The sequence below is a fragment of the Aquincola tertiaricarbonis genome (assembly GCF_023573145.1).
GTDB classification, from domain to species: Bacteria; Pseudomonadota; Gammaproteobacteria; order Burkholderiales; family Burkholderiaceae_C; genus Aquincola; species Aquincola tertiaricarbonis_B.
The window spans coordinates 739,012-759,770 of sequence record NZ_CP097635.1; the positions used below are offsets into that span (position 1 = coordinate 739,012).

The 20,759-nt window shown below is 67.4% G+C and carries 18 protein-coding genes and 3 pseudogenes; 9 read left to right on the forward strand and 12 right to left on the reverse strand.

Going from position 1 to position 20,759, the window contains the following annotated elements:
• Position 1: 1 nt before the first annotated feature.
• From MW290_RS03375 to MW290_RS03395, 5 genes are all read right to left on the reverse strand, one after another.
• Complete coding sequence (locus tag MW290_RS03375) at positions 2-1,549, reverse strand: AMP-binding protein (protein WP_250195906.1); 1,548 nt, start codon at positions 1,547-1,549, stop codon at positions 2-4.
• The gene (locus MW290_RS03380) at positions 1,542-2,063 is read right to left on the reverse strand and encodes a (2Fe-2S)-binding protein (RefSeq protein ID WP_250195907.1); all 522 of its coding nucleotides are present in this window, start codon (positions 2,061-2,063) and stop codon (positions 1,542-1,544) included. Before MW290_RS03380 ends, MW290_RS03375 begins: the two co-directional genes overlap by 8 nt.
• Complete coding sequence (locus MW290_RS03385) at positions 2,060-2,893, reverse strand: FAD binding domain-containing protein (protein ID WP_250195908.1); 834 nt, start codon at positions 2,891-2,893, stop codon at positions 2,060-2,062. The genes MW290_RS03380 and MW290_RS03385 overlap by 4 nt, the downstream gene beginning before the upstream one ends.
• Positions 2,890-5,898 (reverse strand): xanthine dehydrogenase family protein molybdopterin-binding subunit, encoded by a 3,009-nt coding sequence (locus MW290_RS03390; RefSeq protein WP_250195909.1) that lies wholly within the window; start codon positions 5,896-5,898, stop codon positions 2,890-2,892. The genes MW290_RS03385 and MW290_RS03390 overlap by 4 nt, the downstream gene beginning before the upstream one ends.
• A 196-nt stretch (positions 5,899-6,094) precedes the next feature.
• On the reverse strand, positions 6,095-6,982 hold the full coding sequence (locus MW290_RS03395; protein ID WP_250195910.1) for an AraC family transcriptional regulator: 888 nt from the start codon (positions 6,980-6,982) through the stop codon (positions 6,095-6,097).
• 738 nt (positions 6,983-7,720) lie between these two features.
• On the opposite strand from MW290_RS03395, the gene MW290_RS03400 reads away from it, so the two are divergent.
• The 3 genes from MW290_RS03400 to MW290_RS03410 are packed head-to-tail and all read left to right on the forward strand — an operon-like array spanning position 7,721 to position 10,585.
• A complete protein-coding gene (locus tag MW290_RS03400; RefSeq protein ID WP_375142825.1) occupies positions 7,721-9,412 on the forward strand; it encodes a site-specific integrase in 1,692 nt (563 codons plus the stop codon).
• A gap of 36 nt (positions 9,413-9,448) precedes the next feature.
• Positions 9,449-10,033: a DUF7686 domain-containing protein gene (locus MW290_RS03405; RefSeq protein ID WP_250195912.1), complete on the forward strand. Its 585-nt coding sequence runs from the start codon at positions 9,449-9,451 to the stop codon at positions 10,031-10,033.
• Between the two features lie 42 nt (positions 10,034-10,075).
• Positions 10,076-10,585 carry an ATP-binding cassette domain-containing protein gene (locus tag MW290_RS03410; RefSeq protein WP_250195913.1) on the forward strand — a complete coding sequence of 170 codons (510 nt, stop codon included), beginning with the start codon at positions 10,076-10,078 and terminating at the stop codon, positions 10,583-10,585.
• A 16-nt stretch (positions 10,586-10,601) separates the two neighbouring features.
• Here MW290_RS03410 and MW290_RS03415 read toward each other — a convergent pair whose 3' ends face one another.
• The 3 genes and pseudogenes from MW290_RS03415 to MW290_RS03425 form a co-directional block, all read right to left on the reverse strand.
• Entirely contained in the window at positions 10,602-10,973 is a 372-nt protein-coding gene (locus MW290_RS03415) for a glutathione S-transferase C-terminal domain-containing protein (protein ID WP_250195914.1), read from the reverse strand.
• Between the two features lie 172 nt (positions 10,974-11,145).
• Positions 11,146-11,280: pseudogene (locus tag MW290_RS03420) on the reverse strand (thioredoxin domain-containing protein); the annotation flags it as partial.
• 53 nt (positions 11,281-11,333) lie between these two features.
• Positions 11,334-11,636, reverse strand: coding sequence for a putative quinol monooxygenase (locus tag MW290_RS03425; protein ID WP_250195915.1), 303 nt, complete (start codon positions 11,634-11,636; stop codon positions 11,334-11,336).
• 108 nt (positions 11,637-11,744) lie between these two features.
• Between MW290_RS03425 and MW290_RS03430 the strand changes: the two genes are divergently transcribed.
• The 6 genes from MW290_RS03430 (at position 11,745) to MW290_RS03455 (ending at position 17,472) form a co-directional block, all read left to right on the forward strand.
• A complete protein-coding gene (locus tag MW290_RS03430; protein ID WP_250195916.1) occupies positions 11,745-12,707 on the forward strand; it encodes a GlxA family transcriptional regulator in 963 nt (320 codons plus the stop codon).
• Positions 12,708-14,008: 1,301 nt separating this feature from the next.
• On the forward strand, positions 14,009-14,659 hold the full coding sequence (locus MW290_RS03435) for a GntR family transcriptional regulator (protein WP_250195917.1): 651 nt from the start codon (positions 14,009-14,011) through the stop codon (positions 14,657-14,659).
• Positions 14,660-14,757: 98 nt separating this feature from the next.
• Positions 14,758-15,570 carry a phytanoyl-CoA dioxygenase family protein gene (locus tag MW290_RS03440; protein WP_250195918.1) on the forward strand — a complete coding sequence of 271 codons (813 nt, stop codon included), beginning with the start codon at positions 14,758-14,760 and terminating at the stop codon, positions 15,568-15,570.
• Positions 15,567-16,421 carry a phytanoyl-CoA dioxygenase family protein gene (locus tag MW290_RS03445; RefSeq protein ID WP_250195919.1) on the forward strand — a complete coding sequence of 285 codons (855 nt, stop codon included), beginning with the start codon at positions 15,567-15,569 and terminating at the stop codon, positions 16,419-16,421. The genes MW290_RS03440 and MW290_RS03445 overlap by 4 nt, the downstream gene beginning before the upstream one ends.
• A gap of 188 nt (positions 16,422-16,609) precedes the next feature.
• On the forward strand, positions 16,610-17,143 hold the full coding sequence (locus MW290_RS03450; protein ID WP_250195920.1) for a LexA family protein: 534 nt from the start codon (positions 16,610-16,612) through the stop codon (positions 17,141-17,143).
• Positions 17,144-17,244: 101 nt separating this feature from the next.
• Positions 17,245-17,472, forward strand: a complete 228-nt coding sequence (locus tag MW290_RS03455; RefSeq protein ID WP_250195921.1) for a hypothetical protein — start codon at positions 17,245-17,247, stop codon at positions 17,470-17,472.
• Here MW290_RS03455 and MW290_RS03460 read toward each other — a convergent pair.
• The 4 genes and pseudogenes from MW290_RS03460 to MW290_RS03475 all read right to left on the reverse strand — a co-directional run.
• Positions 17,456-18,388 (reverse strand): annotated as a pseudogene (locus tag MW290_RS03460) (IS3 family transposase); the annotation flags it as partial. The gene MW290_RS03455 and the pseudogene MW290_RS03460 overlap by 17 nt on opposite strands.
• Positions 18,389-19,738, reverse strand: a complete 1,350-nt coding sequence (locus MW290_RS03465; RefSeq protein ID WP_250195922.1) for an IS110 family RNA-guided transposase — start codon at positions 19,736-19,738, stop codon at positions 18,389-18,391.
• Between the two features lie 225 nt (positions 19,739-19,963).
• Positions 19,964-20,224 (reverse strand): annotated as a pseudogene (locus MW290_RS03470) (transposase); the annotation flags it as partial.
• Between the two features lie 36 nt (positions 20,225-20,260).
• Positions 20,261-20,713, reverse strand: a complete 453-nt coding sequence (locus tag MW290_RS03475) for a PAS-domain containing protein (protein ID WP_250195923.1) — start codon at positions 20,711-20,713, stop codon at positions 20,261-20,263.
• Between the last annotated feature and the right edge of the window lie 46 nt (positions 20,714-20,759).

Below are 20,759 nucleotides of genomic sequence, written 5' to 3' on the forward strand. Positions count from 1 at the left end.
CTCAGGCCGGGGGGATGGAAGGCAGCTCCGGAAGGGCGGGCTCGTACTCGCCCGACTGCAACTTGCGCCGCAGCACCTTGCCGACCGGGCTCTTGGGGATTTCGCGCAGGAAGACGTAGTCGCGCGGGCGCTTGAAATTGACGAGGTCGCTGTCGCGGCAGTGCGCGTCCAGCGCCTGCGCGTCCACCGGCCGGCTCGCCTTCACGAAGGCGACGACCTTCTGGCCCCAGCGCTCGTCGTGCAGCCCGGCCACGGCCACCTCGTCGACGGCGGGGTGGAGCGACAGCACGGACTCGATGTCGACCGGCGAGATGTTCTCGCCGCCGCTGATGATCATGTCGTCGACGCGGCCGGTGACGAACAGATCGCCTTCGGGGTCGACGTAGCCGGTGTCGCCGGTGAAGTACCAGCCGCGGTGCAGGCTCTTCGCGTCGGCATCGGGGCGCTTGTGGTAGCCCTCGAAGGCTTCGTCGCTGCGCAGCTCGGCGATGATCTGGCCCTCTTCCATCGGCGCAGCCAGGCGCTCCGGGTCGCGCTGGTCGAGCTTGACGACACGCAGCCGCGTATTGAGCCCGGCACGTCCCGCACACCCGGGGTTCTCGGCCGCACGCTGGTTGATCGAGAAGGTGTAGATCTCGGAGCTGCCGTAGTGATTGACGAACAGCTCCGGCTCGAAGGCCGCCTGCAAGCGCTGCAGCAGCGCGTCGTGCATCGGCGCACCCGCGAACCCGAGCTTGCGCACGCTGCGGACGTCGGTGGCGGCGAAGTCGGGGTGTGACAGCAGATCGTGGTAGAGCGTGGGCACCAGGTAGAGATGCGTCACCTGCTCGTCGCGGATCGCCGCGAGCGCGCGAGCGGCGTCGAAGCGCGGGATGCAGACGATGCGCCCGTCGATCAGCGCCAGCGACAGCAGCGAGCGCACGCCCATCGTGTGGTACAGCGGCATCACGCCCAGCGTGCACTCGCCCACCGCATAGCGGTTCTGCGCCACATGCGCCAGCGCGGCGATGCGTTCGGCGCGCTGGCGTCGCGGCACGCCCTTGGGCCTGCCGGTGGTGCCGCTGGTGTAGAGCATCAGCGACCAATCCGACGCCTCGGCGTGCGGCACGGGCTCGTCCGGGGCTGTCATCCAGTCCTCGAAGTGCAGCGTCGCGCCGTGCACTTCGCCCACGCCGATGCGCAGCGCCCGGCTCGCCGCCGAGGAAGCAGCCACCGCGGCGTCCTCGACCGGCTCCCAGACGATCGCCTTCGCCTCGGCATCGGCCAGGCAGTAGTCGATCTCTTCCGGTTTGGCGCGCCAGTTGAGCGGCGTCATCACGATGCCGGCGAACTGGCAGGCCCAGTGCAGCGTGGCCATCTCCCAGCGGTTCTGGAGCACCACAAGCAGGTGGTCGCCACGCGCGAGGCCGGCGTCGGCGAGCCCGCGCTGCACGGCGCCGATCCGGCCTGCCCACTCGAGGTAGCTCAGGCGCAGGCCGCCGTCGACGATCGCGACCTGGCGCGGACTGCGCTCGACGCTCTGCAGGAAGGTGCGGCCGAGGTCAAGCATGCGAGGCCCCCTGCGCGGCACGCGCACGCGCCACGTCCATCACCGCGGCGACGATCGGTGTGTAGCCGGTGCAGCGGCACAGGTGCCCGGACAGCATCTCGCGCACCTGTTCCTCGTCCGGCACGCCACGGCCGGCGATGCGCGCGAGCCAGTCCGTGCACGACATCAGGATGCCGGGCGTGCAGAAGCCGCATTGCTGCGCATGGTGGCGCTTGAAGGCGGCCTGCAGGTCCTGCAGAACCTCCTCCTGGCCGGCCAGGCCTTCGACGGTGCGAATCTCGCGGCCGTCGACCTGCACCGCCAGCGTCAGGCAGGCCCGCTGCGCGACGCCGTCGATCTGCACCGTGCAGGCGCCGCACACGCCGTGCTCGCAGCCGACGTGGGTGCCGGTGGCGCCGAGGTCGTGGCGCAGGAAGTCCGACAGCAGCCGACGTGGCGATGCGCTGGCACATCGCTCGCGGCCGTTCAGCGTGAGGCGCACCGGATGTTCGGCGCGGGCGTCCAGCACGGTCATGCAGGTCTCCGGGTGGTGAGGGCCCGATCGGCAGCGCGGCGGCCGAGGCGGCGGACCAGCTGGCGCCGCAGCGCCGCGCTGGCCTGCGGCTCGTCGCGCACGTCGAGCGACCAGGCGAGTTCGTTGAGGGCGTCGTCGAGCGCGGCGCCGTCGAGCAGCGGCAGATCACGCGCCACCGGGCGGTCGGCGACGCCGCCGACGGCGATGCGCAGCCGGCGCGCATCGGCCACCGCCGCCACGGCGCAGATGGCAAAGTCGCCATGGCGGACCGCAAACTCCTCGAAACCGTGGCCCTGGCCGGCCGTGGCCAGCGGGAAGCGCACGGCCTCGACCAGTTCGTCGGCCCGGCGCGCGGTGAGCAGCATGCCGGTGAAGAAGTCCTGGGCGGCCACGCGGCGTGCGCCGCGCGCGCTGCGCAGGCAGATCTCGCCGCCCAGAGCGAGCAGCGCCAGCGGCAGCTCGGCGGAAGGGTCGGCGTGCGCGATGCTGCCGGCCACCGTACCTCGGTTGCGGATCTGGAAGTGCGAGATGTGCGGGAAGGCCAGCGCCAGCAGCGGCAGTTCCTGCGCCAACCCCGGCCGCCACTCGAGCATGGCCTGGGTGACTGCCGCGCCGACGTGCAGCATGGCGCCGTCGACGCGCAGTTTGGCCAGCGCCGACGAGCGCGAGATGTCGACCAGGCGCTGCGGCCGGGCCAGGCGCATGTTGAGCACCGCCATCAGCGATTGCCCGCCGGCGAGGATGCGCGCCTCGTCGCCGAGCTGCGCAAGCACCGCCGCGGCTTCCGCGGCCGTCTCGGCGCGCTGGTACTCGAAGGCTGCCGGCTTCATCGAGGCACTCCCAGCCAAGACAGCAGGCGCTGCCACCACGAGCCCGTGCGAACCGCGGCCTGGCCCATGGCCTGCCGGCCGAGCGATTCGAACAGCTGGGCCAGCACGATGCGGGCGGCGCCTTCGAGCATGCGGCTGCCCACCGCCGCGACCTTGCCGCCCACCTGTGCCGCATAGTCGTAGTGCAGGCGCGTGCCGGACGCGGTGGCCTCGAGCCTCACCGTGCCGCTGCCGGCTCCGGTGCCCAGTGACGACTGTCCTGAACCGGCCAGGCGAAGGCTGCGCGGCGCGTCGATCTCCGACAGCTCGATGCGCGCCTCGTAGCGCGCCTTCACCAGCCCCACGCCGACGGTAACGTCGGCACGGTAGCGGTGCTCGCCCTCGGGCTGCAGCGCATGGCATCCGGGGATGACCCGGGCCAGCGCTGCCGGATCGAGCAGCACCGCGAACACCTGCTCCGGCGGCGCGGCGATATCCACGCTGCCGCTGGCCTGCAGGGCCAGGCCGCCGGCCACGCGGGCGGGTTCGGCTTTGCGCACCAGCCCCTCGGGCGGCACCGGCTCGGCCTCGCCGATGACGGCCAGCACACGTGACGGCGTGAGCGGCAGCCGCACGTCGGCGAGATCGCGCAGCGGCCGCAGCGCATCGGCGAAAGCATTGGCCACCGCCACCGGCGTGCTCATGTTGTTGCCCTCGCCGAGACCCTTGGCGCCCAACGGCGTGAACGGGCTGGGCGTCTCGAGGTGCACGATCACCGGGTCGGGCACCTCGCAAGCGGTGGGCACCAGGTAGTCGGCGAACGTGCCGCTCTGGAAGCTGCCGTCGGCGCCGTAGCGGAACTCCTCCATCAGCGCGGCGCCCAAGCCCTGGGCGACGGCACCGCGGATCTGGCCGTCGGCCAGCGCCGGGTTGAGCAGCTTGCCGGCATCGTGGCCGGTGACATAGCGGTCGATGCGCACGCGGCCGGTGGCCGGATCGACCTCGAGGCCGCAGACGTCGAACACGAAGCCGTAGGCGGCCGACGTGTTGACACGGTCCTGGGCGTCGGGCGCGGCCAGCGTCGGCGCGGTCCAGAAGGCGGTCTCGCGCAGCCCCGGTTCTTCGCCCTCGGGCAGCAAGGCCGGCGCCCAGTGCGGATTGGCGGCCAGGCGCGCGAAGGGCTGGCGACGCTCGGGATTGTGTTCATCGAAGACCGCGCCGCCCTCGAAGCGCAGCCGCTGCGCCGGACAGCCGAACTGTGGCGCCGCGATGCGCGCCAGCTTGTCGCGCAGCCGTGTGGCCGCCAAGTGAACCGTACCGGCGACGGCGCCGGCGAAACGGCTGCTGTAGTTACCGGCCGCCACGCTCCACGCGTCCTTCGCGGTGTCGAACTCGACGTTCACCACGACCTGCGCCGGCTGCAGCCCGAACACGTCGGCGACCACCTGGGCGCAGACGGTCATGTGGCCCTGGCCTGCGGGCGCCGAGGCCACCACCACGTTGATGCCGCCGAGCAGGTCGATGGCTACCGTCGCGCTGGCGATCGCGCCGTTCTTCGGCCCGGCCTTGGCACGCTGCTCGGGCGTCAGCACGGTGCTGATGTAGCCCATGTTCGACACCGAGGGTTCGACGATTGCGGCTACGCCGATGCCGTAGAGCTTCCCTGCCGTCCGTGCCGCGGACTGGCGTTGCCACAGTCCCTGCTCGCGCGCCGCGGCCATCGCCATGTCGGTGAGGCGGTGGTAGTCGCCCGAGTCGAGCACGGCACCGGCCGCCGCGGTGTACGGGAACTGCTGCGGCCGCACGTAGTGGCGCAGCCGCAGCGCGACCGGGTCTTCATCGAGCTCGACGGCGATGCGGTCCATCAGCCGCTCGAGCGCGTAATAGACCTGCGGCCCACCGAAGCCGCGCACCAGGCCGGTGGGCGTCTTGTTCGTCACGACCACGCGGTTGCGCACCGCGAGGTGGGGGATGTCGTAGGCGCCGCTGAGCGCGCCGTGCATGCGGTAGAAGGTGGCCGGCTCCGGCGCACGCAGATAGGCGCCGACGTCGTCGCGCTGGTCCCAGTCGAGCGCGGTGATGCGACCCTCGCCGTCGAGCGCGGCGGTGATGTGGGTCAGCCGCGCCGTGGCCGAGGTGGCGGCGCCGAGGTGCTCGAGCCGGTCTTCCACCCACTTCACTGGCGCGCCGGCCTTGCGCGAGGCGAGGCACATCAGCACCACATAGGGCAGCACCGCCTGCTTGACGCCGAAGCTGCCGCCGCTGTCGCGCGGCACCCGGTGACGCAGCTTGTTGGCCGGCACGCCGAGGGCCAGCGACATCACCGAGTGCAGCGAGAACGGGCCCATGAAGTTCGACAGCACTTCGTAGGCATGGCCGCCGTCGGCCTCGGGCTGGTGTTCGGCCACCACGACGCCGCACTCGATCGGCGTGCAGCTGTTGCGCGGGTAGTGCACGGTCAGGGCGACACGCCGCGCCGCGCCCGCGAAGGCCTGCTCCGGATCGCCATAGCGGAAGAAGCGCTCGTTGACGACGTTGCTGCCCACCGCCTCGTGCAGCACCGGTGCACCGGCCTCGCTGGCCTCGGCAATGTCGACCGTGGCACGCAGGGCGCGGTATTCGACGCGGATCGCATCGAGCGCGTCCTCCGCCAGGTAGCGGTCGTCGGCGATCACCACCGCGACCGGCTCGCCGCTGTAGCGCACGCGGTCCACCGCCAGCGCCCAGTGCTGCATCGGCGCCTTCACGCCCACGACGAAGGGCTGCGACCAGCGCTGAACGTCCTCGCCGGTCAGCACGGCGCGCACGCCCGGCATCGCCAGGGCTGCCGAGGCGTCGACCGCCAGCAGCTCGGCATGCGCATGCGGGCTGCGCAGCACGGCCGCCTGCAGCGTGCCGGGGGGCTCGCCCAGGTCGTCCGCGAAGCGGCCGCGGCCGGTCAGCAGCGCGGCGTCTTCGTGGCGCTCGATCGGTCGCCCGATGTGGCGTGGGGTGAGGGCCTCGGCGAGGCCCGGGTCGCTGTGCAAGCCTGTCTCCTGCTTGTCGTTCTGCGGTGTGACGCAGTGTCGACAGGCTCGGCATGCAGGCGTGAACGCAAGCGTCCGGCAAAGATCCAGATCGTCCTATCGCTGACCGAAAAGTCTGGCCAGTTCCATGCTGCTTTGCAGCAACGTCCCGGCACGGCAGCAATGACAACGGGCCCAAGAGGGGCCCGTTGCGACGTCAGATCACCGGCGGCTGGCCGGGGCCGGCATCGTCCGGCGGCTCGAAGAGGTTGACCGCGCGGCGATAGTCCGTCGGGGTGATGCCCAGGTGCTGCCGGAAGAAGCGCGCAAAGTGGCCAGGCGCCGAGAAGCCCAGCTCGTGCGCCACCGCGCTGACCGGCTCCTGCCCCCGCGACAGGCGCTGCACCGCCGCCTCGAACCTCAGCACGTTGGCGTAGACCAGCGGCGTGACCTGCGTGTCGCGCTGGAACAGCGTGAAGAAATGGGCCCGCGACAGGCCGCTGCGCGCGGCCAAGGCATCAACCTCGAGCTCGTGCGCAACGTCTTCCCGCATCAGCGCAATCGCACGGCGCACGCGCGGGTCCATCGCCGCCGGTGGTTTGGCGCGCAGCAGCGAGACCAGATCGCGCCAGCCGGAGTAGCTCTCGATCACCGCGATGATGAGGTTGAAGAGCAGTTCCTCCATACGCGCGGGCGACACCTCGTCGGCCCACCACATCTCGAGCACGAACTCCTCGGCGATGCGCTTGGTCTGCGGCGTGATCGCCACGCATTTCTGGGGAAAGAAACGCGGATGCGCCGACAGTGCCAGCGACCGCTGCAGCTCCGCCAGCCAGTTCGGCTCGATATACAAGGCTAGGATCAGCGTGCGCTGTCCCGGGGGCGCATCGTGCTCGTAGGCGTGATGCTCCCAGGCGTTGACCAGCACAGCCGACTCGTCGGTGAGCGGCGCGCGCTCGCCTCGCACGCTGAACGCGCTGTCCGCGCCGCCGGCCTTGATCAGGATGTGGCAGTGGTGATGCGCATGGCCGACCAGGGGCGCGTCCATGTCGAGCAGGGCGACGCGGCCGAAGCGGCCCTGGAAGATCTTGACGGCGGAGGACAAGGCGAACTCTTGCTGATTGATTGAGACTGGCCTGGAAGTGTGAACGTACCGTCAGCCTGCCGCAATCAGGTGACTTGCCAGTGGGAAGGACAAAGGCACCTCGACACGACGAGGCCAAGCCTGTTTCCAGTTCCGCAGGTTGGCACCGCAAGGTGCAGACCTTCCATTGGCCGCAGGCTTCTCACGCTCACCGAGGTTCTACAGAGCGCAATTTGCGCTTGGTTCGTAGGTCTGACCTACTCCTGTCGTGGGCTTGGAGTCAACGATATGGGCTGATTCTGTATCACGCGTCGCCATCAACAGCACTGTCGCGCATACTGCCTACGCCCATGCTGCGGTCAATTGATTCGTCCTTGAGTACGGCCCGCTTCTGCTGCAAGAGTTGTACAAGGTCTACAACCCAATGACTTACGAGGGCGCGCGGGATATGGACGTGGAGTTCGCGATCGGCTTGCGCGAGGCGGGCTACGACGTCTGGTAGGCCTGAGCGAGACACCTCGCAAGATTGCAGCGTGCAAGCCTAAACCTGTCCTTTGCGAGCGGCGGCTCCTGGCCGATGGTTGGTCTTCGCGAGCGGCAGCTTTCTGGAGCCTCAATCTTGGCTGCACCTGCCTCCCGGGCAACCGAGACTCTCACCGCGGTGAGAGTTCGCTGGCGAGCATGTTCATCAATAGTGCTGCCAAGATTACAACATTAGCTTGGTAGACATGCTGCCGATCTAAGCTGGCATGCATGGAAATCGAGCCGTCATCGGCGTCGGCCTCGCACAAAGACCCATCCTGGCCGGACGAGGCTGCGCTGGCCGCGTACCGCGCCTGGCTTCCAGGGGTGCCCAGTCGCGCCGCCGTGGACCGCTATCTGCCCGATCGCCATGCCGCCGGCGCATCGGCGCGCTCGGTTATCGGGCGGATCAAGCGCCAGCTCGTGGTCTTCGCGACGAGCCGTGCACAGGCGGACATGGCCGCCGTGCTCGTAGCGTCCAGTCCGTTCGACCGGAAACTCGCCAAGGCTGCCGCCGCCGCCATCGAGACACTGCGCGGGATGCCATCTCCGCAGCCGCTCATCGGCGACGCCGTCGAGCGATGGCTACCCGTGCGGCTCGTGGGCGTGCTGCGCGCTGCGGGCATCCGCACGCTGGCTGACTTGACCCTCCGCGTACCGAGGCGGCGGCGGTGGTGGGCCGGCATCGAGGGACTCGGGCCGGCGGGCGCCCGCCACATCGAGGCCTTCTTTGCCCAGCATCCCGCGCTGACTGAACGCGCTCGTGCGCTGGTGACGGTGGCACAGGCCCAAGAACTGGTTCCCTGGGAGCGACTGGTCGTCCCCGAAGACGTCGATGGCTCGCGGGGCACCTTCCGTGCCCCGCGGGCCAGATGCGCACTCGCCGCCAGCAACGACTATCAGGCCGTGAACGCCTGGCTGTCGCTGCACGAGTCGGCAGCGACCCAGCGTGCCTACCGCAAGAAGGCCGAACGGCTGATCCTGTGGGCAATCGTCGAGCGCGGGCGGGCCTTGTCGTCGCTGACCACCGAGGACGCCATTGCCTACCGTGCATTTCTGCGTCATCCGAGCCCTCGCGCGCGCTGGGTCGGCGCGCCGCAGCCGAGGTCGTCGCCGGCGTGGCGTCCCTTCGCGGGTGACCTCTCGGCACGCTCGGCCGCGTACGCGCTATCGGTGCTCAATGCCCTGCACCGCTGGCTCATCGAGCAGCGCTATGTGCTGGCCAATCCGTTTGCCGGCGTCAAGGTGCGAGGCGGCCGGCCGGCGCAGCTCGACACGTCTCACGCCTTCGCCGAGCACGAGTGCAAGCTCGTCCGGGTGGTGGCCGATGGCCTGGAGTCGTCCTACGGCTGGAGCGAGCCAGCCGCGCAGCGGCTGCGGTTCATGCTGGACTTTGCTTATGCCACGGGCCTTCCAATCAGCGAGCTCGTGGGCGCGCTACTTGGCGCGATCGAAGCAGACGCACACGGCGACACCTGGATCCGGGTCGTCGGCAAGGGCCACAAGGCCGGCAAGGTCGTGCTGCCTCCGTTGGCCCGCGCCGCGCTCGATCGCTACCTCGTTCAACGGGGACTACCCGTGACGCCCTCGAAGTGGCGTCCGTATACCCCACTGATTGGCAGCCTTGGCGATGATCGAAACCAGATCTCGTCGTGGCGCCTGTGGCGAGTGATGAAGCGGTTCTTCAGCACCGCAGCCGACGTCGTGGAGGAAGGCACCCCGGCGCTGGCCGAGAAGCTGCGACTGGCCACGCCGCATTGGACAAGGCACACGCACGCCACTCACCTGCTCCAAGGCGGCGCCGAGCTGACCACGGTGCGCGACAACCTGCGGCACGCCTCGCTGGCCACGACCTCGATGTACCTTCACACCGACGATGCGCGGCGGGCCAAGCAGGTGACCGATCGGTTGGCAGCTCCGCGGTCGTAGCCTACAGTCGCCTCGCCTTCACACACCCTGCAAACCATGCCGCCCATCACCTGCGATGCCTGCCATCAACCCGCGGACGACCACGATGTCGTGAACTACGGGTCGATGGAGGCCGGCTACCGGCGGCTCTGCAGCCGATGCTTCAACGAGGCCGCCGCCACCCGACTCGGGCTGCAGGGGTTCGAGCACGTGGCGTTCGAGCCCATCCGCATGCTCGACGGGCGCGGGGCGGAGCACGAGTTCCGGTTCCGCACCTGGCTGTGCGGCACCGGCTTGGCGATCGACGCGTTCGAGTTGCGCGATGGCGGCCCTGCCGGGTATCGGTTTCAGGTGATCGGGGAGCCAGACGACGACCCTCTGGAGTTGCTCGGCAAGCTCATTGTCAAGATGCGCCGTGCCTTGGCTCTCACCCACATCGAGGACACTGACCACGGACCGCAGGTGAACGATGGCTTGGTGCTACGAGGGACCGTCGACAGCGATCCCGACGAGGACAATCGTGTGCCGATGATCGTGATTGACGGCCGTGAGACCCCCTGGGACGAGTTCGGACGGATGGTGGCGACCTTCGAGGGCTGGCAGTTCAAGCTGGAGTTTCGCGACCGGAGCGAAGAGGTCTGACCGGGCCGAACGCGTGAGTCAGCGGGATCCGGCATCGCACGGGTGCCCGAGACGAAGCGCACCAATCAGCACGAAAAATCTGCAGATCTCGGAAGAGCCGGAATTGTAAGTGCTTGTCGTGCAACGGGTTCTCAGATCACAGCGCACCAATCTGCACCAAAGGTACGACTACCCCAAGACCGGCGCCAGCTCGACGCCATCTACACCCGCTTCCCGCGCCTGGGCAAACGCCGCCAGCAGATGGGTACCACGCTGTCGGGCGGCGAACAGCAGATGCTGGCGATGGCGCGCGTGTTGGTGGGCAAGCCGCGCCTGCTGCTGATCGACGAGCCCACCGAAGGCCTGGCGCCGAAGATCGTCGACGAGATCTTCACGCTGATGGACAGCCTGCGCCGTGACGGCATCCCCATCCTGCTGGTGGAACAGAACATGCACCGCGCCATCGCGCTGGTGCAGCGCTTCTACGTGCTGGAGCGCGGCGCGGTGGTGATGGCGGGCGATGGCACAAAGGCCGCCGATCGCGAGGCGCTGATGCGGCAGCTGGCGGTCTGAAGCCGCATGACGGCCTTCAGGCCTGCGGCGCGCCGACTTGACGGCGCGGGTCCGCCGCGGCCAAGGCATCCAGCTGCTCGCAGGCCGCCATCACGCGCATCACGGTCGGGGTGCCAGGCACTTCGATCTTGAAGATGCGCGTCACCACGATGATGCTGGCCAGACAGATGTCGGCGATCGTCGGTGTGTCGCCATGGCAGAAGGCGCCAGTCCCGGGTTCGCCGGCCAAGCGCTGCTCCAACGCCTGCAAGCCCGTGGTGAACCAGTGGATCTGCCAGGCGCGCCAGGCCGCATCGTCGAAACCGCTGTTGGCGGTGAGGTACTTCTTCACCCGCGGCGTGATGAGCGGGTGCGTGTCGGCGGCCAGCATCGCGGCCAACGAGCGCACGCGGGCACGGCCGTGGGCATCGGCCGGCAGCAGCGCGGGCGTCGGGAAGCTCTCGTCGATGAATTCCAGGATCGCCAGCGACTGGGTTAGCGGGCGTTGTCGAACGGCCGGGACCGTGGTCCACGAGCGCCGGGATGGCGCCCATCGGATTCAGCTTCAGGAAGGCCTCGCTGCGTTGTTCGCCGGCATCGAGGTTGATGTTGTGCTCCTGCGGCGTCACGCCCTTCAGGTTGAAGGCGACGCGCACACGATAGGTCGCGGAGGTGCGCCAAAACGAGAAGAGTTCGAAGCAGGCGGTGCCGGTCATGGCAGTCCTGTGAAGACGGAGGGCGGTGCAAGTGCGGCGCCGAGTTTGGCCCGTCAGCCAGGCAACTTCGCCGCCAGCAGATCGATCTTCTCGATGTTCGGCGGCGCACTGAACAACACCGCTGCGTTGGCCATCAAAGCCGCTGCGATGGGGCCGTTCAGGTGGGCCTGGCGACCCGCCTCGTCGGCAAAGGCGTCGAACACGCCGAAAGTCGAAGGGCCGAACTTCAATGCGAACCAGGCGGTGGTGCCCGACTCGGCGTTGGCCAGCGGCAGCGCGCCGGCCAGGAAGTCGGCAACGGCGGCCTCCTGGCCAGGCTTGGCTTCGAGACGGAGGAAGAGGGCGAACTTGGTCATGGCGTGATCCTTGCGATGCAGGGTGGTTGCATGAGGGAGTCCGCAGACTAAGTCTTGCCGGCGCCGTCCACGAGTGGCAGGAAGGCCAACATTGATATCATTCCCGCCATGCGCCTTCACCTTCTTGTCTTGGATGGCGTGTTCGACCTGGGCCTGGCGGCCCTCACTGACACGCTGAGCACGGCCGGCGAACTGGCGGGCTCGCTGGCGCAGGCGCCAGCACCCATCGAAGTCACGCTGGTCGGCGTGCGGCGACGCGTGCGCACTGCGCAGGGTCTGACGGTGCCCGTGGTGCCGGTGCACGCTGTGCGCAACCCCGACGTTGTGCTCGTGCCCGCGCTCGGCGCCAAGATGCCGGACACGCTCGCGGCGCGGCTGGCATGTGCGGACGTGGCCGACGCGGTCGTCGCGTTGCAGCAGTGGTTCGGCGCCGGAGCGGCGGTCGGTGCCGCCTGCACCGGCACCTTCTTGCTGGCGGAGAGCGCGCTGCTCGACGGTCAACGCGCCACGACCTCATGGTGGCTGGCGCCGATGTTCCGGCAGCGCTATCCGCGCGTGCTGCTCGATGATTCCCGCATGCTCGTGAACTCGGCCGACTTCACCACGGCCGGTGCCGCCTTGGCCCACCTTGATCTGGCGTTGAGCATCGTGCGCAGCTGCAGCCCGACGCTGGCGGCGCTGGCGGCGCGTTACCTGCTGGTCGAGGCACGCGGCTCGCAAGCTGAGTTCGTGATCCCCGATCACCTCGCCCATGCCGACCCGGTGGTCCAGCGCTTCGAGGTCTGGGCCCGACAGCAGCTCGCGCACGGGTTCTCGCTGGCCGAGGCGGCCGTCGCAGCGGGGGCCAGCGAACGCACCTTGGCGCGGCGCCTGCAGGGTGTGTTGGGCAAGTCACCACTGTCGTACTTCCAGGATCTACGTGTCGAGCGTGCTGTGCACCTGCTGCGCACTGGCAGCCAGAGCATCGACCAGATTGCCGCGCAGGTCGGCTACGCGGACGGGGTGACCCTGCGCGCCTTGTTGCGTCGCAAGCTGGGCCGCGGCGTAAGGGAGTTGCGCGCGGGCGCCTGATCTGGTTCGCTCTGGGTGGCCGCTGGGGCGATGAACAGCCCGAAAGCTGCCGTTCGTTGATGACTGCTCGTGGCCGGCCGCGTGACTTCGGCTCGACATTGCGAGAGGCGGCGATGCGGCCCCAAGCAGTCAGCAAGCCCACGAACGTCGCTTGTCCATCGCATCGCCGCCTTCCGCGGCTGGCGGCTCGCCGGCTCCCCACGACCCTGAGCTGCCGGCTACCCACCTGAAACTACCGGCGGCAAAGCCGACATTGGCGATCGATTCATGGCCGCCAACCGGACGAGACCCGATGGCAGTTGGCTGGGACCCGTTCGCCAACGCACAGAGCAACTGTCTGACAAGGCCTAGAGTGCTTTGCGTGAGGCAAGGTCGAGGTGCGCTGGGCTGCCTAGCTTTCACGCACTCCGCCACATCAAAGGATAACCTTCATGAACTGAATCGTCTGGCTCGTCGGTGCCGTCGTCATCGTGCTCTTCGTGCTCGGCTATTTCGGGCTGCGCTGAGGGAACGATCCACGCGGCGCGCAATGGACTGCCGGCGCAGCCGCGTTGAAGATGTTTTCCTACGCGGTGATCTCAGCATGACGGAGCCACGCTTCCACCGCATGAGGGCCACGCTCGAAAGTCGCCCCGGCACGCCGAAGGAATCACTACGACACCCGAAAAGCCCTCCCACATCGAGCCTTCCCGACACTCGACCGAGGAGGTCGACGAGTTCTTGCGTCATGTCGAGGAACGTGTCGATGTGTCCCGGGGCGCAGGTTCACCGGCGATCAAGCCGAACACGGACCTGCGCGAAGACGGCACACCGAATACGGACTCACCGAACAAGTCTGGCACCTGATCGTCGCGACCGGGGTCTGCGTAAGACGCCAGGCAGTTGCCGCCCGCCACCGGGTCGGCTCCTGGCCGAACTCAGCGGTCGGCCTTGCGCCCCACAACAGTCGCTGACGCTTTGGCGGTTCGGAGCCTCTGACCGCTTTCTGTCCGCGCGCTTCCCATGCTGAGTGCTTCGATTCACACGACCGAGTCGCGGACGAGCGAAGGCTCGACAACCGAGAGCCTCTGAAGACGTAGGCACGCGGTTTCCCGGAAAGACAGGCGGCGTATGCCAGGGGCGTCGCGAGGCGAACGCACGAAGGGGCGCTCCGCTCGTCGCCTCATACACTTCGGCTGCTCATGCGAAAAACCGACTTGCCTGCGAGCCATCCTCGCCGAACCCCCGGCCGGCGCAGCTCTGCCACCGGCGCACCCAACAGAGATGGAACGCCGGCACCACTCGGGGACGCAGGCGGGGCCGTGCCCGGCGATGGGGGGCTGACGCTTAACGAGCAGGCCTACCGGCGCCTCGAGGAACTCATCGTCACGCTGCAGCTGGCGCCGGGCAGCGTGGTCTCGGAGGCGAGCCTCAGCGCACTCATCGGAATCGGCACGACACCGATCCGGGAAGCGCTGCAGCGCCTGTCGCGCGAGCACCTCGTGCAGATCCTGCCGCGTCGCGGGGTCGTGGTCACCCAGATTGATCTTCGCCGGCAGTTGCTGGTGCTGGAGACGCGTCGCGAGCTGGACCGACTGATCGCCCGCCTTGCCGCGCGCCGGGCCACGGTAGCCGAGCGCCAGCGCATGGCGACGATTGCCCGGCAAATGGCCACGGCTGTGAAGGCCGGCGCGGTGGACGATTTCCTGCAGTGCGATGCCGAAATGAATGCGATGGCGGCGCACGCGGCCCGCAACGAGATCGCCGCTCAGTCTGTCGCCGCGCTGCACGCGGTCTCGCGGCGCTTCTGGTTCTTCCACCAGGCGGTGTGGCCCGGCACGGAACGCACGATGCAGCTCCATGTGAGCCTGGCTGAGGCGCTCGCCTCCGGCGTCGAAGCTGCGGCGGTATCGGCCAGCGACGCCCTGATCGACGACCTGGACAGCTTCGCGCGCAGCACGGTCGCGCCGTGACGCCGATCGACACTGTGAAGAGGGGGGACAATTTTCTGGAACTTGACTGGCATGCCAGTGTTGTGCCATTGTTCCGACGTCATTCAAGGCAACCATCCATGCAACTCTCAACCGACCAACTCGCGCGCTACCGCCGCGACGGCTTCATCGTCCTGCCCGAACTGCTGGCGCCGGCGGAAGTCGCGGCCATGAAGGCCGAACTCCAGCGGCTGCAAGGCATCGACACCGACCACCTCGTGCGCGAACGTGTCGGCGGCGTGGCCAAGACGATCTACCGCGTCCACGAGGCGGACGGGCCAACCGCCTCACCGCCGTTCCACGCCGCCGCGCGCGCCCCTCGGCTGCTCGCCCCGGCCCGGCAACTGCTCGGCGAAGAGTCGCTCTACGTCTACCACACCAAATGCAACCTGAAGACCGCCATCGATGGCTCGGTGTGGGCTTGGCACCAGGACTACGGGACGTGGCGGCGCGACGGCGTGCCCGAGGCGAACCTGACGACCGCGCTCCTCATGCTCGACGAGCCTACCGAGATCGGCGGCTGCCTCTATTTCATTCCGGGCTCGCACCGGGTCGGCAACCTCGAACCCGAGTTCGACGAAAGCACCGGCTACAAGTTCTTCGTCGTGCCCAAGCCGACGCTGCTCGAGATCATGCAGCGCAGCGCCGAGCCGGTCCCGATCGTCGGCAAGCCGGGTACGGTGGTCTTCTTCCATCCCAATCTCCTCCATGCCTCGGGCCACAATCTCAGCCGGCACGACCGTTGGCAGGTCTATATCGTCTACAACACTGTCGCGAACAAGCCCGAGGCCGTGCCTGCACCGCGGCCCGACTACGTGCGCTCGACGAACGTAGCGCCCCTGCAGATGGGCAGCGACAAGATCACCACTCAACCTGCACGGGAGACGGCATGACGATCCCGTCGTCCGACGCCATCGCGCACTATCGCGAGACCGGCTACCTCGAACTGCGCAACGTCGTCGAGTCAACGGCGCTGCAGCGCCTGATCGCGACGACCGAGCGGCTGCGAGAGGCCGGGCGCGGGCTCGTGGCCGGAACCCGGCACTACGACCTGGAGCCGGGGCACAGCCCGGATGCGCCGCGCATCCGCCGCATCGCCAGCCCGACCGAGCTCGACGAGGTCTACGTCGAGCTTGCCTTCGGCGAGGTGCTTGGCGGCATTGCCGCTGCCTTGATCGGCGGTCCGGTGAAGTTCTATCACTCGAAGATCAACTTCAAGCTGCCGCACGGCGGGGCCGAGATCGGCTGGCACCAGGACTGGCCGGTGTTCCCGCACACCAACACCAACCTGGTGGCCATCAGCCTGCCGTTGAACGTGTCGCGGCGCTCGAACGGCTGCTTACGCACGATTCCCGGCACGCACCGGCAAGGCCCGCGCAGCCACTGGGACGGCGGTCGCTACCTGCTGAACTGCAACGCGCAGACGACGCCGGAGGAGATCTCCCGCGCCGTCGACAGCGAGCTCGATCCGGGTGACATCGTGGCCCATCACGGACTCGTGGTGCACGGCTCCGCGCCCAACATGTCGGAGACGCTGCGAACGACGTGGATCATCCAGTATGCCGCGGCCGACGCCTTCGCCTACACCGCGCCGGTGATCGACAGCATCCATCGCAATCGCATGGTGCATGGCGAGCCGTCACGCTTCGCCCGCGTCGAGGCCGGTACCATCGAATTGCCGCCCGACTTCTCGGCTGGGTACTCCGGCATCTACAAACTGCAGGACGCGCCAGCGGCGAGCTGAACGCACGCGCGCATCGGGTCACTGCCGCCAGCGCCAGGCTTGGCCCGGCCGCTCGCCGCTCAAGTACGTCTTCGTCTCGACCTGGAGCTCACCGCGTCAGGAACGGCAGTTGTGCGCCAAGAGCGTGCCTCTGCCGTCGTCGCGCGCAGCGAGAGTTGCAACAACTGCCGTGAGTACAAAGTGGGCGTGTGAACGTCGAATTCCACGCCATGAGTCCCGCCCGTACCCCCAGCCCGGACCTCGACGCCGAGGCGTGCCTGCGTCGAGACGCCACGGCCAAAGCGAAAAGACTGCTACGTAAGGGCATAGCAGGGCTTCAGGCCGTGCTCGACGACAGGATCATCGTCGACGAGACCCCGCTCGAGGCGCGCGACGCGATGCAGCTCGCTGCCGATGCCATGCACGCGGCGCTGCATCAGCTCGACGCCGCAGACAGCATTGGTCGCCCCGAGGCCACGGCACCTGCCGGCGCTCACACGCGCCAGCAAGGACAATTCCTGGCCTATATCACCGAGTACGTTGCAGCCAATCGGGCTGGCGTGGCGCCAAGCCATGCCGACCTGCAGAGATTCTTCAACCTCACGCCGCCGTCGGTGAATTCGATGCTCGTGAGGCTCGAACGGTGCGGCTTCATTCGCCGTGTGCCTGGAAAGGCGCGGGCAATCGAAGTCCTCTTCCCGTCGGCGTACCTGCCGCCACTCGAGCGGAACTTCAAGTTCTGACCCAAGTTCGGCCTCGGCCGCTTCGCGCGCTATCGTGGCTGCGATGCCATCTGCCCGAGGCACAAAAGGATGCCACCCACGCTGTGTGAAACGGGCTCTGGATGCGTCACCTGCTGGCGACACCCGGCCCGTTCGTGCCGCTGGCGGCGTTGCTGCTGGGTCTGGCCTACCTGGTGCTGGACCCAACGCCGCCGCGCCACGTGGTGGTGGCCACGAGACCGGCGCGCAGCGATGCGTCCGAGTTCGGCGCGCGCACACCCGTGTGCCATGGTGTGACCTTGCCCCTGTTCAACGGAGTCCATAGCCATTCGGTTACGCGGCTTTGTTGACTTGGCCCGCGTGCCAGTTGGCTTCGAACTTCATGGGGCTGACGTAGCCCAGCGTGGAGTGCAGCCGCCGGTGGTTGTAGAACGTCAACCAGTCGATGACCTCGTCCATCGCCTCCCGGCGGGTAGCGAAGCGCTGTCCGTATAGCCGTCCCACCTTCAGGCTGCCCCACAGGCTCTCGGTGGGCGCATTGTCCCAGCAGTTGCCTTTGCGGCTCATCGAGCTGCGCATCCCGTAACCCGCCAGCGCCGCCTGGAGGGCCTGGCTGCAATACTGACTGCCGCGGTCGCTGTGGAAGATCAGCCCTGGCTCGGGATGGCGCCTGAACCAGGCCATGCGCAGCGCGTCCGTCACCAGGCTCGCGCGCATGTGCGGCTGCATGCTCCAGCCCACCACCTGGCGGCTGAACAGGTCGATCACCGCAGCCAAGTACAGCCAGCCTTCGTCGGTGGCGATGTAGGTGATGTCGCTGCTCCAGACCCGGTCGGGCGCTGCGGGCGTGAAGTCCCTGGCCAGCAGATTTGCGGCCACAGGCAGCGCGTGCCGGCTGTCGGTGGTGACGACGAACTTCCTCTTGCCCCGCGCCCGGATGCCGTGCAGCTTCATCAGCCGCTGCACCCGGTCCTTGGCGACCCGCGCACCCCGGGCCAGCAGTTCCTTCCACACCCGCGGCCAGCCGTACTCGCCCTTGAATTCGGCGTGCAGCGCCCGGATGTGGACCACCAGCGCCTCGTTGCTCAGCCGCGTTGGCCTCGGCCCCTGCGATCCTGTCCTTGTGCTGCGCCGCTGGTGCTCGAAGAACCCGCTGACGCTCACGCCCAGCACCGCGCACATCAGCGTCACCGGCCACACCGCCTTGAGCTTGTCGATCCAGGCGTACTTCACAGGGACTCCTTCGCGAAGTACGCCGTCGCTTTCCTAAGAAACACCGCCACTTGCTGGCTGCAGCGAGAAGCCAAAGCGGGCGGCACGCCGCTCCAGTTGCTTGACGACGCGCTCCCGGTATCGCTGCTCGTATTGATCGACGCCAGGGTCCTGATACTGCATGCCGAAGCGCATCGCTCGATAGAAGAGGATCGCCAGCTTGCGTGCTGTCGCAGTCACCGCTTTGGCCTTTCCTACACGTGCCGCCAAACGTCGGTAGAAGGCGCCGAGGGCCGTCTCGGTGCGCCCAACGTTGGTCGCCGCAAGGCGCAACTGGGACGTCAGACGACCGGAACCGCGTCGAGTACGAGCCGAGAGCACCTTGCCGCCGCTGATCTTGCACCCTGGTGATAGACACAGCCATGAGGTGAAGTGTTTCTCGGAAGGCCAATTGCCAAGATTCGTGCCGCACTCCGCCACCAATGACAGCGCGAGGCTGGGCCCGAGACCATGGATCAAGGTCAGATCGGTCCCCGTGAGTTGATACAGCAGCGCGCGCACGTCGAACTTCGGCGCATTGGCTTGCTTGGTCTTGATGCGTGCGGCGCGCAACGGGGTTTCCGGTTCTGGCCGATCGGCGTTCAGAGCCCGCAGCGAGTTCTCAATCTGCCGATCACAGTCGCCGATGCGGTCTTGGTACGAATCGAACAGCGCGAGCGCCTGTGCCAATGCGAACACATGCTCTGGCTGGTAGTTGCCCACCAGCGCAGCTCGAATGGTCTGCAAGCTTTCTCGGCACCGGACATCGCGCATGGATGCCAGAACGTCGGGATTTCGCTCGCCCGACACGATCGCCCGAATGATCTTCAGACCCGTCACGCCACTGATGTCGCTAAGGACGTGGTGCAGCTGCAAGTTCATCAGCGTCAGGGCTTTCTGCATGTGCTGCATGTGGGCTGCTGCGTATTCCAGGTGGCGCTCCCGAATCCGCGTGTAGGCGCGCAGCGCCGCTATGTCCGGCGCTGGGTGGAAGCTCGCTCGCAGCAGCCCACACGCGTGCAAGCGCTGCAGCCACTGCGCGTCGTTGACGTCACTCTTGCGGCCGGGAACTGCCTTGCAGTCTCTTGCGTTGGCAAGCACGACGGTCAAGCCATGCGCTTCCAAGATCTCGTAGACCGGAACCCAATACACGCCGGTGGACTCCATCGCGACGGTCGTGATGCCGATCGAAGTCAGCCAGCTGGCCATCTGCTCGATGTCGGCGGTGAAGCTGCCGAATGTGCGCACCGGATCGTCGCTGAGATCCGGTGGTACGGCCGCAACCTGAATGCGCGCGCCGATGTCGATGCCGGCCGCTCTGACGTTGACGATCGGCAGGCCGAGCGCCTTTCCACTCTTGGACATGGCAACCTCCTGTAGGCAAGGCGCCGGACAGGGGAGCGGATCAATCAATTTCCTAAACGGGGTCGCACGGGGCGCCACCACAGCTGGGTCCGCACAGTCCCCAGGGGCCACGTTTTTTGACGGGGACGAATGCCTCCAAAAAGCTGACGGCCAAGGTCCGGCCGAGTCAGTGTAGGCCGCTCAGTGTTTCTGTCCACTGGGACGGGATACGGTCACGATGGTCGTTTTTACCCCGAGGACGCTCTTGAGCGCATGCATGTCCAGGTGCGCCTCGGCCAGCAGGTGCTTGAGCTTGGCGTTCTCCGCCTCCAGCTCGCGCAGCCGACGGGCGTCAGACGCCTCCATGCCACCGAACTTGGCGCCCCACTTGTAGAACGTGGCGTCCGACAACCCGCCCTTGCGGCAGATCTCCGCCACGGCCAAGCCGGCCTCCGCCTGCTTGATAAACCCGATGATCTGTTCCTCGGTGAACTTGCTCTTCCTCATATCCGCCATTCTCCTGGTTGGCGGACTCCTGCTACTTCAGGCTGGTACGGCTGGAGGGGAGCAGGTCACATCTAAACCTTCGAGCGCTTGAGTCGTCGAGGTCGGACGCTTGACATGAGTAGGGAGCATGGCCACTTTGCACCAGACCCTTAGTCGACCAAAAGTACCGATCTCAAACGAGGACACCCTCACTCGAAAATCTCGATGATCGAATTCATAAGGACGTCGCTGAGTCTGGTGACGTAAAATTCCTTCTGCTATATAACGATCAATGTCAGCGACCTGATCGCCTTGTAGTCCTAGTGAGTAGAACCGTCTTAAGTTTTCTGCATATGGCGCACCGACGTGGACATGGCCTTCATGCTCAGGAAACATGGAGAGAAACGTAGCATTCCAGCCGATTGTACGATTTTGATGGTCAAACGCACAAAATCCAACGTCCACACCATCCAAAGCGGCGCCAATGGCAACAAGTAGAGCGTCTTTCATTATTGTTTTGAGTAACGTTCTGGATGAATTTTGCTTTGTTACACAC

Bases quoted from the DNA above. Each gene is read 5' to 3' on its own strand.
- MW290_RS03375 (WP_250195906.1), bottom strand. From the start codon at position 1,549: ATGCTTGACCTCGGCCGCACCTTCCTGCAGAGCGTCGAGCGCAGTCCG.
- MW290_RS03380 (WP_250195907.1), bottom strand. From the start codon at position 2,063: ATGACCGTGCTGGACGCCCGCGCCGAACATCCGGTGCGCCTCACGCTG.
- MW290_RS03385 (WP_250195908.1), bottom strand. From the start codon at position 2,893: ATGAAGCCGGCAGCCTTCGAGTACCAGCGCGCCGAGACGGCCGCGGAA.
- MW290_RS03405 (WP_250195912.1), top strand. From the start codon at position 9,449: ATGCCGCCCATCACCTGCGATGCCTGCCATCAACCCGCGGACGACCAC.
- MW290_RS03425 (WP_250195915.1), bottom strand. From the start codon at position 11,636: ATGACCAAGTTCGCCCTCTTCCTCCGTCTCGAAGCCAAGCCTGGCCAG.
- MW290_RS03430 (WP_250195916.1), top strand. From the start codon at position 11,745: ATGCGCCTTCACCTTCTTGTCTTGGATGGCGTGTTCGACCTGGGCCTG.
- MW290_RS03440 (WP_250195918.1), top strand. From the start codon at position 14,758: ATGCAACTCTCAACCGACCAACTCGCGCGCTACCGCCGCGACGGCTTC.
- MW290_RS03445 (WP_250195919.1), top strand. From the start codon at position 15,567: ATGACGATCCCGTCGTCCGACGCCATCGCGCACTATCGCGAGACCGGC.
- MW290_RS03455 (WP_250195921.1), top strand. From the start codon at position 17,245: ATGCGTCACCTGCTGGCGACACCCGGCCCGTTCGTGCCGCTGGCGGCG.
- MW290_RS03465 (WP_250195922.1), bottom strand. From the start codon at position 19,738: ATGTCCAAGAGTGGAAAGGCGCTCGGCCTGCCGATCGTCAACGTCAGA.
- MW290_RS03475 (WP_250195923.1), bottom strand. From the start codon at position 20,713: ATGAAAGACGCTCTACTTGTTGCCATTGGCGCCGCTTTGGATGGTGTG.